The 17,983-nt window shown below is 28.0% G+C and carries 16 protein-coding genes; 2 read left to right on the top strand and 14 right to left on the bottom strand.

The genetic code is table 11. The features are described from left to right. Positions 1 to 61: 61 nt before the first annotated feature. The 5 genes from ispG to QZ429_RS02875 are packed head-to-tail and all read right to left on the bottom strand — an operon-like array spanning position 62 to position 3,966. Positions 62 to 1,132: a flavodoxin-dependent (E)-4-hydroxy-3-methylbut-2-enyl-diphosphate synthase gene (ispG, locus tag QZ429_RS02895; protein ID WP_291950805.1), complete on the bottom strand. Its 1,071-nt coding sequence runs from the start codon at positions 1,130 to 1,132 to the stop codon at positions 62 to 64. Between the two features lie 55 nt (positions 1,133 to 1,187). Further along, on the bottom strand, positions 1,188 to 3,035 hold the full coding sequence (locus QZ429_RS02890) for a primosomal protein N' (protein WP_291950802.1): 1,848 nt from the start codon (positions 3,033 to 3,035) through the stop codon (positions 1,188 to 1,190). After that, positions 3,032 to 3,505, bottom strand: a complete 474-nt coding sequence (locus QZ429_RS02885; protein ID WP_291950799.1) for a prepilin-type N-terminal cleavage/methylation domain-containing protein — start codon at positions 3,503 to 3,505, stop codon at positions 3,032 to 3,034. Before QZ429_RS02885 ends, QZ429_RS02890 begins: the two co-directional genes overlap by 4 nt. Further along, positions 3,495 to 3,746, bottom strand: coding sequence for a hypothetical protein (locus QZ429_RS02880; protein WP_291950796.1), 252 nt, complete (start codon positions 3,744 to 3,746; stop codon positions 3,495 to 3,497). Before QZ429_RS02880 ends, QZ429_RS02885 begins: the two co-directional genes overlap by 11 nt. Further along, positions 3,736 to 3,966 carry a hypothetical protein gene (locus tag QZ429_RS02875; RefSeq protein WP_291950793.1) on the bottom strand — a complete coding sequence of 77 codons (231 nt, stop codon included), beginning with the start codon at positions 3,964 to 3,966 and terminating at the stop codon, positions 3,736 to 3,738. Before QZ429_RS02875 ends, QZ429_RS02880 begins: the two co-directional genes overlap by 11 nt. A 123-nt stretch (positions 3,967 to 4,089) precedes the next feature. On the opposite strand from QZ429_RS02875, the gene uvrB reads away from it, so the two are divergent. Next, positions 4,090 to 6,063, top strand: coding sequence for an excinuclease ABC subunit UvrB (uvrB, locus tag QZ429_RS02870; RefSeq protein WP_291950790.1), 1,974 nt, complete (start codon positions 4,090 to 4,092; stop codon positions 6,061 to 6,063). A gap of 24 nt (positions 6,064 to 6,087) precedes the next feature. Here uvrB and efp read toward each other — a convergent pair whose 3' ends face one another. From efp to pheS, 8 genes are all read right to left on the bottom strand, one after another. After that, positions 6,088 to 6,657 (bottom strand): elongation factor P, encoded by a 570-nt coding sequence (efp, locus tag QZ429_RS02865; protein ID WP_291950787.1) that lies wholly within the window; start codon positions 6,655 to 6,657, stop codon positions 6,088 to 6,090. A 60-nt stretch (positions 6,658 to 6,717) separates the two neighbouring features. Then, a complete protein-coding gene (serA, locus tag QZ429_RS02860; RefSeq protein WP_291950784.1) occupies positions 6,718 to 8,304 on the bottom strand; it encodes a phosphoglycerate dehydrogenase in 1,587 nt (528 codons plus the stop codon). Next, a complete protein-coding gene (locus QZ429_RS02855; protein WP_291950782.1) occupies positions 8,295 to 8,705 on the bottom strand; it encodes a hypothetical protein in 411 nt (136 codons plus the stop codon). Before QZ429_RS02855 ends, serA begins: the two co-directional genes overlap by 10 nt. A 75-nt stretch (positions 8,706 to 8,780) precedes the next feature. Beyond that, positions 8,781 to 10,445 (bottom strand): 30S ribosomal protein S1, encoded by a 1,665-nt coding sequence (locus QZ429_RS02850; protein WP_291950779.1) that lies wholly within the window; start codon positions 10,443 to 10,445, stop codon positions 8,781 to 8,783. A 67-nt stretch (positions 10,446 to 10,512) separates the two neighbouring features. Further along, positions 10,513 to 11,340 (bottom strand): 4-hydroxy-3-methylbut-2-enyl diphosphate reductase, encoded by an 828-nt coding sequence (locus QZ429_RS02845; protein WP_291950776.1) that lies wholly within the window; start codon positions 11,338 to 11,340, stop codon positions 10,513 to 10,515. Continuing rightward, positions 11,330 to 12,616: a 3-phosphoshikimate 1-carboxyvinyltransferase gene (gene aroA, locus QZ429_RS02840; RefSeq protein WP_291950774.1), complete on the bottom strand. Its 1,287-nt coding sequence runs from the start codon at positions 12,614 to 12,616 to the stop codon at positions 11,330 to 11,332. The genes QZ429_RS02845 and aroA overlap by 11 nt, the downstream gene beginning before the upstream one ends. Beyond that, positions 12,613 to 14,943 carry a phenylalanine--tRNA ligase subunit beta gene (gene pheT / locus QZ429_RS02835; RefSeq protein WP_291950771.1) on the bottom strand — a complete coding sequence of 777 codons (2,331 nt, stop codon included), beginning with the start codon at positions 14,941 to 14,943 and terminating at the stop codon, positions 12,613 to 12,615. Before pheT ends, aroA begins: the two co-directional genes overlap by 4 nt. Further along, positions 14,940 to 15,923, bottom strand: a complete 984-nt coding sequence (gene pheS / locus QZ429_RS02830) for a phenylalanine--tRNA ligase subunit alpha (protein WP_291950808.1) — start codon at positions 15,921 to 15,923, stop codon at positions 14,940 to 14,942. Before pheS ends, pheT begins: the two co-directional genes overlap by 4 nt. Positions 15,924 to 16,021: 98 nt before the next feature. Between pheS and QZ429_RS02825 the strand changes: the two genes are divergently transcribed. Continuing rightward, on the top strand, positions 16,022 to 16,387 hold the full coding sequence (locus tag QZ429_RS02825; RefSeq protein ID WP_291950768.1) for a histidine triad nucleotide-binding protein: 366 nt from the start codon (positions 16,022 to 16,024) through the stop codon (positions 16,385 to 16,387). An 18-nt stretch (positions 16,388 to 16,405) separates the two neighbouring features. Here QZ429_RS02825 and pckA read toward each other — a convergent pair whose 3' ends face one another. Continuing rightward, entirely contained in the window at positions 16,406 to 17,980 is a 1,575-nt protein-coding gene (gene pckA / locus QZ429_RS02820) for a phosphoenolpyruvate carboxykinase (ATP) (protein ID WP_291950765.1), read from the bottom strand. Positions 17,981 to 17,983: the final 3 nt, after the last annotated feature.

Genomic DNA, 17,983 nt, shown 5'->3' with positions numbered 1-17,983 from the left:
ATCCAAGCCCGTACAAAATAAAAATTTCTAAACAACTAAAAAACATACAACAACAACTAATTTAATCACCTTTTCTCAATTTAACTTCATCTTCTACTTCAAGTAAAAATCTATCTACCAACTCACTTTCTTTGAGCTTAGCTACAATTTCTCCGTGTCTTATTACAAGACCTTGATTTTTACCAAAAGCTATCGCTACATCTGCCCCTTTTGCTTCACCTAGTGCATTAACCACACAACCCATTACGCTAATATTTAAAGGCTCTTTAATGTGTTTAGTCTTTTCTTCTACTATTTTAATAGCACTTACTAAATCACTTTGAATTCGTCCGCAAGTTGGACACGAAATAATATTTATCCCGTTTTTTTGCACTCCACTATCTTGTAAAATAGCCTTTGCGACACGAATTTCTTCTTCTAACTCTCCAGTCATAGAAATACGCATAGTATCGCCTATGCCTTTTAAAAGTAAATTTCCTAAAGCAATGGAACTTTTTATAGTACTATGAAATTTTGTGCCTGCCTCTGTTACTCCAAGATGAAAAGGATAATCACAAAGTGGGCGTAATTTTTCATAAGCTTCTATAGTTTTTTGCACATTTGAAGTTTTCATTGAAATTTTGATATCAAAAAAATCCAAATCTTCTAAAAGTTTAATATTATACTTAGCACTTTCTAGCATAGCTTCTACATTATAACCATATTTATTACTAAATTGTTTTTCTATGGAGCCATGATTTATACCTATGCGTATAGGGATATTTCTTTGTTTGCATGCTTTTACGACTTCTTTAATATTTTCTTTTGAACCAATATTGCCAGGATTTATGCGAATGCCATCAATAAATTCAGCACAAAATACGGCTAATTTATAATTAAAATGGATATCAACTATCAAAGGTAGCGGACTTTTTTCCTTAATCTCTTTTAAAGCCTTTGCATCAATCATATCAAGACAAGCTAAACGCACAATATTTGCTCCAGCAAAATAAAGCCTATTGAGCTGCTCTAAGGAAGCTTGAATATTTCTTGTTTTGCTAAACAACATAGATTGCACTGAAATAGGTGCATCACCTCCAATTAAAACATCGCCTACTTTAATCTGTTTTGTTTTATATCTTTGATAACTCATTTTTCTCACTTTTTATAAATTTTTTATAATTACTTGAACTTAAAAATTATGAAAATTAACTAAAATCAATAGGATCTATGTCACAAATTACATTTTTATAATTTAAAGCAAAATGTTCTATTTTAACAAGTTCTTGATAAAATTCACTACGTAATAATACATAAAAACGCCATTTTTTATTTAATATTTCAATTGCACAACTTCCACTTCCTATAACCTCAACTTGCTTAATATTATTACAATGATTAAGCAAATACTCACATATTGTAAAAGCTTTTTCTTTATCCTCATCTTCGATAATCAATCTTAAAAGTCGTTTATACGGCGGATAAAGATCTTTTCTTATATATAATTCATCTTCTAAAAAAGCATCATAATTTTCTATATATTTTTCAAAGAAAGCTTTATTTTTAGTTTGCAATAAAACCCTACCAACACCTTTTCTACCAGTTCTTCCAGCAACTTGCATAGCTAAAGATAAAGTTTCTTCTAAAGCTTTAAAACTAGGTTTAAATAAATATTCATCTAAACCTAAAATAACACTCAAATTTACATTATGATAATCATGACCTTTAGCAAGCATTGAAGTGCCAACTAAAATATCTATTTTTTGTTCATTAAAATCTTTTAATATTTTATCAAGCTTTGTTACACTGCTAATTTCATCACTATCAAATTTTTTTATTACAGCATTATATTTATCAAACTCTTTTTCTAAACGCTCACAAAGTTCTGCTGTCCCCATTTTTTTTGCTTCAAACATAATAGCATTGCAACTTGGACACTTCTTATCAATCTCCTTGGTAAAATTACAATAATGACATTTTAAAATATTCTTTTTTTTATGCAAACTTAAAGCCACTGAACAAAATGGACACTTTATCGTAACACCACAATCTTTACATAAAATTTGTCTAAAATTTGCTCTTATAGGTAAAAAAACTATTGCTTGCTTTTTTTCTCTTAAAGTATTTCTTAATTCTAAAAGCAATTTAGATGAAATAATATCCTCGCTTTCATCATACAAAAACTCTTTTTTGCTCTCAAAAAATGTCCCTTTAAGTCTATATACAAAATGTTTATAAAAACTTACTACACTAGGAGTTGCTGATCCTAAAAGTATTTTGATATCATTTTTCTTTGCTAAAAATAAAGCTAAATCTCTAGCATTAAGTCTTGGATTATTGTTTGCTTTATAAGAATTATCATGCTCTTCATCTACAATAATAAGTCCTAAATTTTCAAAAGGCAAAAACAAAGCCGACCTTGCACCAGCTACTAAAAGCGTATTAGAATTTTGTAAATTTTGTAAATAATTTTGTTTTTTCTTTTTAGAAATTTTAGAATGCCATAAAAAAAAATGCTCATTAAAATAAATTTTCAATCTCTTTTCCATCTGTGAGGTTAAAGCAATTTCTGGCATTAAAAGCAAAACTTGCTTACCTTGTTCTAAATATTCTTTAATTAATGAAATATAAATTTCAGTTTTTCCACAACCTGTATCACCAAATAACAAAGAATTTTTATGCTCTTTTATAAATTTCAATGCTTTTTTTTGTTCAATACTTAATTTTGGAGTATTTTCTATATGTAAAGGTTTTCTTGCAGTATGAGTATATATACTTTCAAACATTCCTAAAACAAAAGAAATCTTACTCGCATAATAATAAGTAATAAATTTAGCAAGCTCGTATTGAAAATTTGTAATTTTATTATGAGTTTTTTCTTTAATTGCTTGAGTTTTAAAATCTGGCTTTGCACATTCTTTTAACACTATAGCTTTAAGATTTTTTTTATTAGCTACATCTACTACAACTTCACTCAAAAGCTCTATATGTTCTTGACTTTCAAAAATTAGCGTATTAAGATAGTATCCCTTAATAGCTAGTTCGTAATACTTCAAATTCCATAATCCTTACAATTTAAACTCACGCATTTTAAAAAAACCTTTTGACTATCATATAAAAAATCGACATAAATTTTAGCATTAATAAAATATCTATATTGGTTATTTCCAGTTTTCATCCAAGAAGTTTTGCTTGATATTATAGCTTTTTCAAGCACACTATAAGAGCAGCAATTATCACTATTGCAATTTTGAATTTGGTTATAAGAGCAATAAAAAAGTTTCTGATTTTCCCTATTAATCAAAGATTCATCTAAAATTTTAGGAAATTTTGATTGACTAAATACAAATTGATTTCTAAGTATGGCTAAAGATGCGTTAATAAATTCTACTTCGCTTTTTAATTTAATAATTTTTGCATCTGTTTTAGTAAAAGAAAAATAAGGATAAGCTATTGCTGAAAGTATCGCGATAATAATCATACAAAAAATAAGCTCTATCATAGTAAAAGCTCTTTTAAATCGCATTTTTTTTAATTTCTTTATCTATAGCAACTATAAGTTTATTTAATTCTTTTTTTACAATATAATTTTCATAACTAAGTTTTACAAAGGTATTAATAAAATTTGCAAGCTCTATCTTTCCTGTGCCTCCAGATATTAAAGCTATCTCATCTTCAAGATGATTAGCAAATTCATTACTGCAAGTTACAACAAAATCTTTAGCATAGACATTGATTGTAACTTTTCTTTGATTTTTATTTGCCAAGAACTGCCTCTATTTTTTTATAAATATCTTCACTTTGTGCATTACGTGATTTTAATTCTTCTTCTAAGCGTGCAATTTGACTACTCTTTGCTTCATTTTGTGCTTTTACGCTTACTAGCTCATTTCTTAAATTTTCATTTATATCACACACTTCATTGTATTTTTCAATCAGCTCATTTACCTTATCTGTCATAGTATTGATAATTTTTTCATCATACATTGTCTTACCTTTTTTGATTTTAATTATTTAAGAGTCTTTAAAATATGCAATTGTAACAAAAAAAAATTTAATTTTACAAAAATTTTTGTGTAAAATTCATAAAAAATAATCATAGGAAAATTTATGTTTAATCTTGTAAGTAATTATACGCCAAGTCCTGATCAAAAACAAGCTATAGATGGTATTGTTAAAAGCATCAAAAAAGGTAACAAATATCAAACTTTACTTGGTGTTACAGGAAGTGGTAAAACATTTACTATGGCCAATATAATCAAACAACTTAATATGCCAACTTTAATTATGTCTCATAATAAAAGCTTGTGTGCTCAACTTTATAGCGAATTTAAAGGATTTTTTTCAAAAAATCACGTGGAATATTTTATAAGTTATTATGATTATTATCAACCTGAAGCTTACATACCAAGAACAGATGTTTTTATAGAAAAAGATAGTTCTACAAATGAAGATTTAGAAAGATTAAGACTAAGTGCGAGTGCTTCGCTTTTAAGTTATGATGATGTAATTTGTATTGCAAGTGTTTCAGCAAATTATGGTTTAGGTAATCCTAGTGAATATATTGGTATGGTTTTAATATTTGAATTAAATATGCAAATTTCACAAAAACAATTATTAAAAAAACTTGTAGATATGGGTTATAAACGCAATGATAATTTTTTTGATAGAGCTGATTTTAGAGTAAATGGAGATATAATTGATATTTATCCAGCATATTATGAAGATGAAGCAATTAGACTTGAATTTTTTGGTGATGAACTTGAAGATATGTATCATTACAATATTTTAGAAAATAAAAAAGGTAAAAATTTAAGCAAATTTATACTTTATCCAACAAGTCAATTTAGCGTGGGTGAGACTAGACTTAAAGAGGCTATTATAGGTATTAAAGTTGAACTTAATGAACGTTTAGCTTATTTTGAGCACGAAAATAAACTCGTAGAAGCTCAAAGATTAAAACAAAGAGTTGAATTTGATCTTGAAATGCTACAAAGCACAGGAATGTGCAAGGGGGTAGAAAATTATGCACTACATCTCACAGGACTTAAAAGTGGTGATACTCCTTATACATTATTTGATTATTTTGCTATTAAAAACAAAGATTTTTTAGTAATTATAGATGAAAGTCATGTTTCTTTACCACAATTTAAAGGTATGTTTGCAGGAGATCGTAGTAGAAAACAAGTTTTAGTTGATTATGGTTTTCGTTTGCCTAGTGCTTTAGATAATCGTCCTTTGATGTTTGATGAATTTATTAATAAAAATTGTAAATTTTTATTTGTTTCAGCTACTCCAGCACCTCTTGAATTAGAACTTAGTAAGGATAATATATTTCATCAAATTATGCGACCTACAGGTTTATTAGATCCTATCATTGAACTTAAAGATAGCGACAATCAAGTAGAAATTTTATTTGACGAAGCAAAAAAAGTAATAAAACGTCGTGAAAGAGTGTTAATCACCGTTTTAACTAAAAAAATGGCAGAAGATCTTAGCAAATATTATCTTGAACTAGGTTTGAAAGTTAAATATATGCATTCAGAAATTGATGCCATTGAAAGAAATGAAATAATTCGTGCCTTAAGAAGCGGTTCTTTTGATATTTTAATAGGAATTAATCTTTTAAGAGAAGGACTTGATTTACCAGAAGTTTCTTTAATAGCCATTATGGACGCTGATAAAGAAGGTTTTTTAAGAAGCACAACTGCACTCATTCAAACTATGGGTAGAGCTGCTAGAAATATAAATGGTAAAGTATTGCTTTTTTGTAAAAAAATCACAAAATCTATGCAAGAGGCTATTGAAACTACTAATCAAAGAAGAATTTTACAAGAAGCTTATAATAAAAAACACAATATCACTCCAACTTCAGTAAAAAGAGATATTGAAAAAAGCTTAAAACAAGAGATAGATCAAGCAGAAATCTATCGCAAAGGAAAAGAGCTAGAAAAAATTCCTGCAAAAGAACGTGCAAAAATAATCAAAGATTTAAGAAAACAAATGCTAGAAGCTGCCAAAGATCTTGAATTTGAAAAGGCCGCTATGCTTAGAGATGAAATCAATAAATTAAGAACTTTATAAATCTACCCTTGAAAAATAAGGGTATTATTTATTAGCTCTTTCAATATATTCACCACGCGTCGTATCAACGCGAATTGTTTCACCTTCTAATACATGAAAAGGTATTTGCACCACTGCACCAGTTTCTAATGTAGCAGGTTTTTTATTAGATCCTTGAGTATCACCTTTAAAATTAGGTGCAGTTTCTATAATCTTAAGCTCCATTACTTGTGGCACCTCAACACCAATTGCCTTGCCATTATGAAATAATACATCAACCATAATTCCATCAAGCATCCATTTTTTGACTTCACCTACATCTTCATCACTAATAGCAACTTGCTCATAAGTTTGAGTATCCATAAACTGGCAATTTTCACCATCATCATATAAATATTGCATCTGTTTTTCTTCTAAATTCGGTGATTCACACTTATCTCCTGCATGAAAAGTTTTTTCTAAAACTTTACCATCAATAAAAGACTTAATCTTAATACGAACAAAAGCTGGACCTTTACCTGGTTTAACGTGTTGATACTCTACTATCTTGAAAGGAACACCATCAATCTCTATCTTTAAGCCTTTCTTTAAATCTCCCATTCCATAAGAAGCCATATATTTTCCTTAAATTTTAAATTCAATTTTAATTGTATCAATTAAGTTTTATAAAAAACTTTAAATTTCTGCATATTCAGCAAAAATACAAGCATCTATTGCTCTTAATTCTTCAAGTAATTTTTTTGAAATTTTTTCATCTAATAAAATTACCGCTAAAGCTTTGCCAAATCCATTTCTACCAAGTCTAAAATCTGCAATATTGACATTATTATTGGCTAAAATTCCACTCACATTTGCAATAACCCCTGGAATGTCATTATTGTTTAAAATAATCATCTTTCCTTTAGGTTTAAAATCTATGTCAAAACCATTTATCTCAACTATTCTTTGATCATTATCACCAAAAATAGTTCCAGATATAGAAAGATTTGAATTATCTGTAATAACTTTAATCGTAATTTTATTGCTATATCCACTCCTTGGTAAAATTTTGTAAGAAAGTTCTATATCTTTATCTTTAGCAACAAATTTTGCATTTATATAATTAATCTTTTCACCTAATATTCCCCTTAAAACACTTACTACCACAAAAGTTAGCAAAGATTCGCTATAATCACCAATCTCACCTTCGCTTTCTAATTTTATAGCTTTAATAGGACTTTTATCAAGTTGAACTGCTAAAAATCCCATTTTTGAAATCAATTCTATATATGGAGCTACAAAATTAGGCAAATCTTCTGTTTTAATTGGCAAATTTAAAGCATTTGGATAAGATATACCTCTAACTGCATTTAAAGCCTGCTCACAAGCTTGTATGGATATATTTTCTTGACTTTCTAAAGTGTTAGCGCCTAAATGAGAAGTAACTGAAATATTTTCAAAATCTAAAAATTGATGATTAATTGCTGGTTCTTTATCAAAAACATCAATACCAAGCCATGCTATTTTGTTATTTTTTAAACCATCACACAAAGCTTGCTCATTATAAAGCCCACCTCTAGCACAATTTATAAGTCTTACACCATCTTTCATTTTATCGATCTCTTCATAAGAAATTATATTTGTTGTTTCTTTTGTTTTTGGCGTATGGATTGTTATAAAGTCACTTTGAGTTAAAATTTCATCTAAAGAATCTGCATATTCTACACCAAGCTCTGTTATTTTTGAAGCTGCAACATAAGGATCATAAGCAATTACTTTCATACCAAATGCTTTAGCACGAACTGCTACTCTTGAGCCTATATTACCAAAACCTATCACACCTAAAGTTTTATTCATAAGTTCTATACCATACCATAACTCTCTTTCCCATTTTCTTTGAATTTTTAAAAAGTTATGGGCATTTACAAAAGATCTAGCAGAACAAAGCAAATGATTCATTGTAAGTTCCACAGCAGCAATAGTATTTGCTGTTGGAACATTCATTACTATAATACCTCTTTTAGAGCACTCATCAATATCTACATTATCAATACCCACACCAGCTCGCACTAAAGCTTTTAAATTTTTACAAGCATTGATAAATTTTAAATCAACATCAGTAGAACTTCTAGTAATTGCAACATCAACATCAGCAAGTTTTGTTAAAAGCATTTCTTTAGACAAATGAGAAGCATCTATAAATTCTATATCATCAGCATTTTTTAAAAGCTCAATCCCTTTGTCTAAAATTGCATCGCACACTATAATTTTTTTCACAACCATACCTCCTTTAAATTTGCATCTATATCATAAATTTTTAGTTGTTCAATTAAATTCTTTAACACTTGCTTATTATCAGTATCAAGGTAAATCACTACTTCATTTTTACTTCGAATTAAAGTATATTTAACTAAAAAATTTTGCAACGTCTGCTTTAAACAAAACATAGAATATACATCATTTTTATTTACATCAAGAATATAGATTTTTTGCTTAGGTTTTACCGCGGAATCGTCCATATTAAAACTCATATAAAATTCATTAGCAGCTGGATAATAATCATTTACTTTAAAATTTGCTAATTTGTCTTGCCAAGTTTGAGGAATTTCTTTTTTAATATCATTAAAAGAATACTTAATATTTTGTGAAATATGCAAACTTCCTACACTCGCATATTTCACCATAAAAATAAAAGCTATTAATAAAACTAGGCTTAAAAAGCCTAAAATACCATAAAGGGTATATCTTTTCATCTGTTATTATGAAAGTTTATCTTTTATAATATCACCTAAAGTAACCTTATCATTATCATTAATTTCATTAAGTGCTTCTCTTTCTTTTATCCTAGCAAGGCTTTTAATACTTAAACGAATTCTATTTTTCTTTTCATCAATAAAAACAATTAAAGCTTCTATATTTTCACCTATTTTTAAATTACTAGGATCAACATTACCTAAATCTTCTTTATGAATTAAAGCATCTACACCCTCATCTAATTCTACAAATAAGCCAAAATCCTTAATATCGCGAATTTTACCCACAACAATTTCATTTACATTATGATTTTGAGCATATGATTGAACAGGACTCTTTTGCAATTCTTTAATACTCAAAGAAATTTTTTGCCCTTCTTTATCTAACTTAATAATCTTAACTTCTACTTTATCACCAACTTTATACAAGTCCTTGCATTTATCATTTCTATCCCACGAAGCATCTTCATTATGCAATAAGCCTTCCATATTTGCAATCTTAACAAATGCACCAAAATTAGTTATAGAAGTAATATTACCTGTAACAACATCACCAGTTTTATAATTTTTTAAAAATTCATCAAAAGGCTTTGCAAGTAAATTTTTCAAAGAAACTCTAAGTCTTCTTGCTTTTACATCAATCTCAATAACTTCTACATCAAGCTCTTGACCTTCGCTAATGTAATCCCTTGGATTTTTAGCATTTTTATCCCAAGAAATTTCACTTATGTGTAAAAATCCCTCTATATCGTTGCCTAAATCTACGAATGCACCATAAGGTTCTATATTGGATACATTAACTTTAATAGTATCACCAATTTCTAAGCCATCTTTAATCTCTTCCCAAGGATCTGGCATTGCAGATTTTATAGACAAAGAAAGGTGTTTTTTCTCTTTATCATATTTTATAACTTTTACTGGAACTTTATCGCCTTCATTATATAAAGAATTAGGATTTACCGGACCCTTATAAGAAATCTCACTATAATGAACCAATCCATCAACACCACCTACATCTACAAACATTCCATAAGTTGTAATTTTCTTTACTATACCCTCGATAACTTCGTTTTGATTAATAACATTTGAAATAACTTCTTTGCGTTTTTTTCTTTCTTCATCTACAATCTTTTTTCTTGAAACAACAATACTTTGAGTTTCAGTGTCTATTTTAATGATCTTTACTTTAAAGACTTTATTTATAATATTGTTATCTCTAAAATTGCTCTGTGATCTTGGAAGAAAAAATTCAACACCATTATCATCAATAGCTACAAAACCACCTTTATTTTTACCAATAATTTTTACATCAAATGCATTATCATCTTCTTTATAGTTTTCTATAAATTCCTTTACCTTTTGTTTTCTTAAAGCTTTTTTATGAGAAAGTAAAGATCTGCCACTGCGAGAACCTATTATAGCAACTTCTAAAGTATCGCCTTCTTTAAAAATTAATTCGCCTTCGTTATTTTTAATTTCTTCTAAGCTCAAAATACCTTCAGATTTTTGTCCAATATTAATAAATACTTCATTATCTTTAATTTCGACAATAACACCTTGTGTAGCTGCTTCTTCATTAAATTTAAAAGATTCTTCAAGCATCTGCTCAAAATCTTCTTCTACGACTATGTCCTCTAGTCTATTTTGAACTTTTTTGTTCACCTCGCTCATCGTGGTCCTTTATTTTAGATTTTTTAATTGTAGATTATAATATTGTTTTCTTTAAACTTAATTAATTTTAAGCATATTCCTTTATTTTTTCTAATACCAAATTTATAACCCAATCAGGTGTTGAAGCACCTGCACTTACTCCACATTGTTTTTTATTAACAAACCACTCTCTTTGAATTTCTTTTTCATTTTCTATTAAATAACTATCTTCACAATAATTTTTAGCTATCAAAAATAATTGTTTAGTATTAGCTGAATTTTTACCGCCAACTATAATCATCACATCACTTTTTTTAGCAAGTTCATTAATAGCTTCTTGATTTTTAAAAGTCGCATCGCAAATTGTGTTAAAAACTCTTACTTCTTTAACTTTGAGCATTAAAAAATTTACTATATCCATAAATTTTTCAACTTTTTTTGTAGTTTGTGAAATTACGGCTACTTTAGAAGGTAATTTTATATCAATTAATTCTTTTTCATCAAGTATCACATAAGCTTTTGTGCTCACATAACTTTTCACACCCTTAACTTCAGGATGATTTTCATCTCCAAAAATAATAATTTCATAACCCTCGCTACTCATTTGCTCACAAATTTTTTGAGGTTTAGTAACAAAAGGGCAAGTTGCATCAAAAATCTCTATATCTTTTCTCTTTAGCTCTTCTAAGTCTTGTTTTGTGATACCATGTGTTCTAATGATAGCCTTTTCTTCATTTTTTAATTCGTTAATATCACGTAAAGTTTTAACATTATAATTTTTCCACAAACGAGTAATTTCTTCATTATTATGAATTAAAGGCCCTATAGTAACTGCATCTTTAATTTGCTCTGCTTTTTTAATTGCTCTTTTTACTCCAAAGCAAAATCCATAGCTACTTGCTAACTCAATCTCCAAATTTAGCCCCCATTTGTTTTAACATATTTATAAAATTTGGAAAAGAAGTTTGAATACAATCACAATCATCTACTTCCATTCCATATTTTAACCCCAAAATCAAAAAAGACATTGCTATACGATGATCACCAAAGCTTTCTATTTTAGCACCATTAGATACACCACCTTCAATCTCAAAACCATCTTCAAATTCTTTTATTTTTACTCCACATTTTCGCAAATTTAAAACTATAGCTTTAATCCTATCACTTTCTTTTACACGAAGTTCTTTAGCATTTTGTATAATACTTTTGCCATTTGCACACGCAAAAGCTATAGCAAGTGCAGGAATTTCATCTATTAGCCAAGCTATATTTTTATTTACTATAACACCATTTAAGCAGGAACTTTCAACACAAATTTCTCCTACATTTTCATAGTCATTTGCAGTTTGAATATAAAAAATATTCGCACCCATTTTTTCTAAAATTTTAAATGCCTCTATGCGAGTTTTATTTAATACAATATTTTTTAAAATAACTTTAGAGTTAGGTAAAATACAAGCAGCTATTGCAAAATAAAAGGCTGATGATGGGTCATTGGGCACGTAAATCTCAAAAGGTTTAAGCTTATTTTTTAAAGGCATTATTTGAATTTTAGTTTCTAAATCATTTATTTTTTTAATATCTGCACCCATTTTAGCAAGCATTATCTCACTATGATCTCTTGAAAGCTCTACCTCCTCAAAATAGCATTTATCTTTTGCATTTAAAGCTGCTAATATCATAGCTGTTTTTACTTGAGCAGATGCTATATCGCTCTTGTAATTAAAATTATCAATTTTAACCCCTTCAATGCAAATAGGAGCTAAATTTGCTTCATTTCTTCCATAAATTTTAGCATTAATATTTTGCAATGGTCTGCATACTCTTTGCATTGGTCTAGCATTTAAATACTTATCGCCACTTAATACAAAAAATTCATTTTCAATAGAGCTTAATAACCCTATAAAAAGTCTCATTGAAGTGCCAGAATTTCCACAATCTAATACTTCATTGGGAGATTGAATTTTTTTTGGTGGAGTAATATAAATGTAATTTTCATCACTTCTAACTTTAGCACCTAGCAAAGTAATAATCTTTAAAGTATTTAATGTATCTTGTGCTTTAAGATAATTTCTTATCTTGCAAGTATCATTAGTAAGTAAAGAAAAAATTGCACAACGATGAGATATAGATTTATCAGATGCTATATTTTCAAATGTTGCCATAAAAGAAGGTATAGGAAAAATTCTCATCTAAGCTTTAATCCAAAATTTTCATTTAAAGTTTGTAAAATCTTATTAGTTTGTTCTATGACAATACTATCTTCTAAGGTCTTTTCAAAATTCCTAAATATAAAATTAATTGTCAAACTATAAAAATCTCCAAAAGACTCATCAGTATATAAATCCACTACCTTAAAGCTTTCTAAAATATCTATATCTAGTTTAATAATAGCTTTTTTGATTTTATCATATTCAAATCCTTTGGGAATCATAATACTTAAATCTCTACTTACAGAAGGAAATTTAGAATACTTTTTAACAATTTTTAAATCTTGCTTTAAGTCTTCAACATCAAATTCACACACATAAGTTTTTATTAAATCTCTCTTATTTTCAATACTCAAATGCACTCTTCCAACAAAACCTATATGCTTGCCATTTTTATAAACTGCAGCTTGTTCATATGGATTTAAAAAATTATAATGGGATTTTTGCATACTAAATTCCCCTATAATACTTTTAAGTTCAGTCAAAAAAGTATAAAAATCAATCATTGCCGGCTTTGCTTGATTTGAAATTTTTGGCTCTTCTTTAAAACCACAATAAATCATAGCAAATTTAGAATGCTCAATAGAATGCTCATCAAAAATACTACCACATTCAAAAAGCTTAATCTTCTTTTTAGAATTTTTAAGATTAAAACTAACTGCATTTAAAAGATGATTAATCAAAGTGCTTCTTAAAGTGTTAAGCTCGCTTGTTATAGGATTAATTAATTTATTTTTAATACACTTAAAACCTAAAGTATTTAATTCTTCTTCATTATCTAAAACATAATGTATGCTTTCAAAATACCCATTATGACTAGCTTTTAATCTCAAATTTTTAAGTTCTTGATAGTCAAAATAAATTTTATTTAAGCGATTTTTTTCTTTAAATTCTAAAGCTTTTGAAGGAATATTATCAATACCTATCATTCTTAAAATTTCTTCACTAATGTCGGCAATATTAGTTATATCACTTCGATGTAAAGGAATTTTTACATTAATTTGCTCATCATTAATAACAGAAATTTCAAAACCTAATTTTTTTAAAATTTTAACTAAAATATTTTTATCTATTGGCATACCAATAATTTTATCAATATCACTTGTGAAAATTCCTATAATTTTCTCATCTATTTCACTAAATACTTGTTGAACTCCTGAAAAAACACTAATTTGTTCTATTTTTAAACACTCATTTAATAAATAATCTATACCTAAAGAAAGTTTAGGTTCGCTACCCCTTGAGGTATGATAATTCATATCATTTTTATTTTTATAATAAGCTAAAGCATTAGCAATAACATATGGATGAGTGTAATTTGCCTCGATAATAACAATCTTGCTATCATCGTCAATTTTAAATTCATCTTTTTGTTCAATTCCAGCTAAAGAAATTAATTTATCATCATAATAAATAGCATATTCTCCGTGTTCTTGGACTTTTATTTCTAAAATAATTTTTTTATCAACTTGACATTCTTTACAAAGTTTATGAAAATCATACGCATTAAAAATTACTCCAGTAGCATAAGTACTATATGATAAAAGATTTTCAATTAAATTATTTTTGTATTTTTGTGTCAATGCTAAACGAATTTGCACTACTATACTAAGTTGAAATTTTTCTTTAATTTCTAAAGCCTTATACGCAAATAATCCATCTAATTTAGTATGATTTTTAACACTTAAAATTCTTCCTATGCCAACACTATTTTCATTTTCTTTTAAATTATTTATTTCTTTTAAATTTAAATCTAAAGCTGTGCTTAAATCTCGTGCAACACCATACAAGCTTAAACAATCACCACGATTTGGAGTAATTTCTATCTCAATAATTTCATCATTAAATAGCTCATATTCATTAAGAGATTTACCAAGAATCAATTCTCCCATACTCTCATCTAAAATCATAATTCCTTCGTTGCTTTTTCCAAAACCTAATTCACTAGATGAGCATATCATTCCCATAGATTCTACGCCTCTTAATTTTGCTGGTTTAATCTTAATATCATTAGGCAATAAAGCACCGACTAAAGAAACTGCTACAAATTGACCTTCTTCAACATTTTTAGCCCCACATACAATTTGCAAAATTTCATTTCCAACATCAACTTTACAAACATTTAATTTATCTGAATTTTCATGCTTAATTTTTTCTAAAATTTTACCTACTACCACTCCATCTGGAGCTTTTACATTTTTAAAATTATCAACTTCTAAGCCTATAGAATTTAAAGTACTAATAATAGTTTGTGTAGAAATGCCACTTAAATCAATCCACTCATCTAACCAATTTTTACTAATAATCATTTAAATTGCTCCAATAATCTCAAATCACCCTCAAACATAGAACGTAAATCAGGAATTTTATGCAAAAGCATAGCAAAACGCTCCACACCTAAACCAAACGCATATCCACTAACATCTTTGTAGCCGACAAAATTATAAACATTAGGATCAACCACTCCACAACCTAAAACTTCCAACCAACCCGTTTGTTTGCAAACTCTACATCCACAGCCTTTACAAAACACACAAGAAATATCAACTTCAGCTGAAGGCTCTGTAAATGGAAAAAAACTTGGTCGAAAACGCACTTTTACATCGCCAAACATATATTTTAAGAAATTTTCTAACATATCCTTTAAATTTGCAAAATTAATTTTATTACCTTCTTCAACTACAAGTCCTTCCACTTGATGAAACATAGGAGTATGTGTAATATCAAAATCTCTTCTAAAAACTGCACCTGGTGCTATCATTCTAATGGGAGGTTTTTGCGCAAGCATAGTTCTAATTTGCACTGGAGAAGTTTGCGACCTAAGTAAAGTTTTATCTTCAAAATAAAAAGTATCTTGCATATCTCTAGCAGGATGATTTTGTGGTAAATTTAAAGCCTCAAAATTATGAAAATCATCTTCTATCAATGGACCTTTTTCTATACTAAAATTTAGAGCACTAAAATACTCTATAATTTTATCCATAGTAAAAGCAACTGGGTGCAAAGCACCTGAATTTGAAATTTCATCAAAAAAACTAAATTCTTGTATATTTTGCTTCATTTTTTCATCTAAAGCTTCTTCTTCTAATCCTTTAAGTTTTGCTTGATACATATAATTAAATTCATCTCTTATTTTATTTAAATTACTAGCAAACTCTTTTTTTTCTTCACCTTGTAAATCTCTTAATTTAGCAAATTCTAAGGTTAAAATCCCTTTTTTGCCTAAAATACGAACTCTTAAATCTTCAAGCTCTACTAAAGTATTTACAGAATTAATTTGTGATATTATATTTTTTTGCAATTTTTTGCTCCAAATAATTTTTTAAAAATATTCTAATGTAAAATTATTTAAACTTAGCAAAAAATCAAACTAAAAAAGGAAAAATAATGAGAGAAAAAACTATTTTTGAACTTATAGTAGAAGGAAAAATTCCAGCTAATAAGGTTTTAGAAAGCGAGAAATTCTTAGCATTTCATGATATTAATCCTAAAGCACCTATACATATTCTAATTATCCCAAAAGAACATTTTGAAAATTTTCAAGAATTAAATCCTGAAATAATGTGTGAAATGACAAAATTCATTCAAGAATTAGCAGTATTATTAGGACTTGATAAAAGTGGATATAGACTAATAACAAATTGTGGAAAACATAGCGGGCAAGAAGTATTTCATTTACATTTTCATATGTTAGGTGGATTTGAACTCCCAAAAAATAAAGACAATCAAGTCAATCCAAAATCACTATTCTAAAAAGAGTTTAAACTCTTTTTAGAATACTGGACCTGCTAGTTTAAATTCAACACCCTCTTGAACATCTTCGTATCGTTTGAAATTTTCTATAAACATTTTTGCAAGTTTGACTTTAGTTTCTTCATAAATTTTTTTATCTTTCCAAGCATTAATAGGATTTAATAAATTGCTTTCAACACCATTTAGTTGTTTTGGTACTGCAAGATTAAATAAGTCATAATTTTCAAAATCACAATTTAAAATACTACCATCTAAAATTGCATCAATGCAAGCTCTAGTTACCTTAATACTCATTCTTTTTCCAGTACCATAAGCACCCCCACTCCAACCTGTATTTACTAAATAAACATTCACATTGTATTTAGTAATTTTTTCACCTAAAAGTTTTGCATATATAGTTGGATGAAGTGGTAAAAATACTTCGCCAAAACAAGCTGAAAAAGTCGCAACTGGTTCTGTTATACCTCTTTCAGTACCTGCAACTTTTGCTGTATAACCACTCAAAAAATAATACATAGCCTGTTCTTTGCTAAGCTTACTAACAGGAGGCAATACGCCAAAAGCATCAGCGGATAAAAATATAATATTACTTGGATGAGTAGCACATAAACTTTTTTCATAATTTAAAATATGATCAATAGGATAAGAAACTCTAGTATTTTCAGTTTTTGAATTATCATTAAAATCTACACTCAAATCAGCTCTTAAAACTACATTTTCTAAAAGTGCATTTTGCTTGATTGCACCATAAATTTCTGGCTCATTATTAGGATCTAGGTTAATACATTTTGCATAACAACCCCCCTCAAAATTAAACACTCCTTCATCATCCCAACCATGTTCATCATCACCTATTAATCTTCTTTTAGGATCAGTTGAAAGAGTAGTTTTTCCTGTTCCGCTAAGTCCAAAGAAAAGTGCAACATCTCCATTTTTTCCTACATTAGCACTACAATGCATAGGAAGTTTATTCTCAAGTGGTAGCCAATAATTCATCATAGAAAAAATTCCTTTTTTCATCTCACCGCCATACCACGTCCCACCAATTACTGCTATGTTTTTTTCTATATTAAAAATAACAAATACTTCTGAATTTAATTTATCTTCTTCATAGTCCTCATTTACACATTTGCAAGCATTATACACCACAAAATCTGGCCTAAAATCATCTAAATCTTTCTCTTTAGGACAAATAAACATATTTTTTACAAAATGTGCTTGCCAAGCAACTTGAGTTATAAAACGCACTGCTTTACGACTTTTTAATGAAGCACCACAATAAGCATCTTGAATATAAATATCACAATTACTTAATTGATGTTTTGCTTTCATTAAAAGTTTTTCAAATAATTCCTCGCTAATTGGTTGATTAATTTTACCCCAAGCTATAAATTTTTGAGAAGGATCTTGTTTTACAAAATACTTATCTTTTGGACTTCTTCCAGTAAAAATTCCTGTATCTACACTAAAAGTTCCATTATTTGTGCATATTCCTTCTTTATTTTGAATTTCATGCTTTAAAAGTTCATCATAACTAAGATTATGAAAAACTTGTCCGATATTTTCTAAACCTAAATTTTCTAAACCTTTCATTTT

This window comes from Campylobacter sp. (assembly GCF_020024835.1).
Lineage (GTDB): Bacteria > Campylobacterota > Campylobacteria > Campylobacterales > Campylobacteraceae > Campylobacter_D.
Note: the sequence above shows the minus strand (reverse complement) of the source record. Positions and strands in the feature narration are given on the sequence as shown.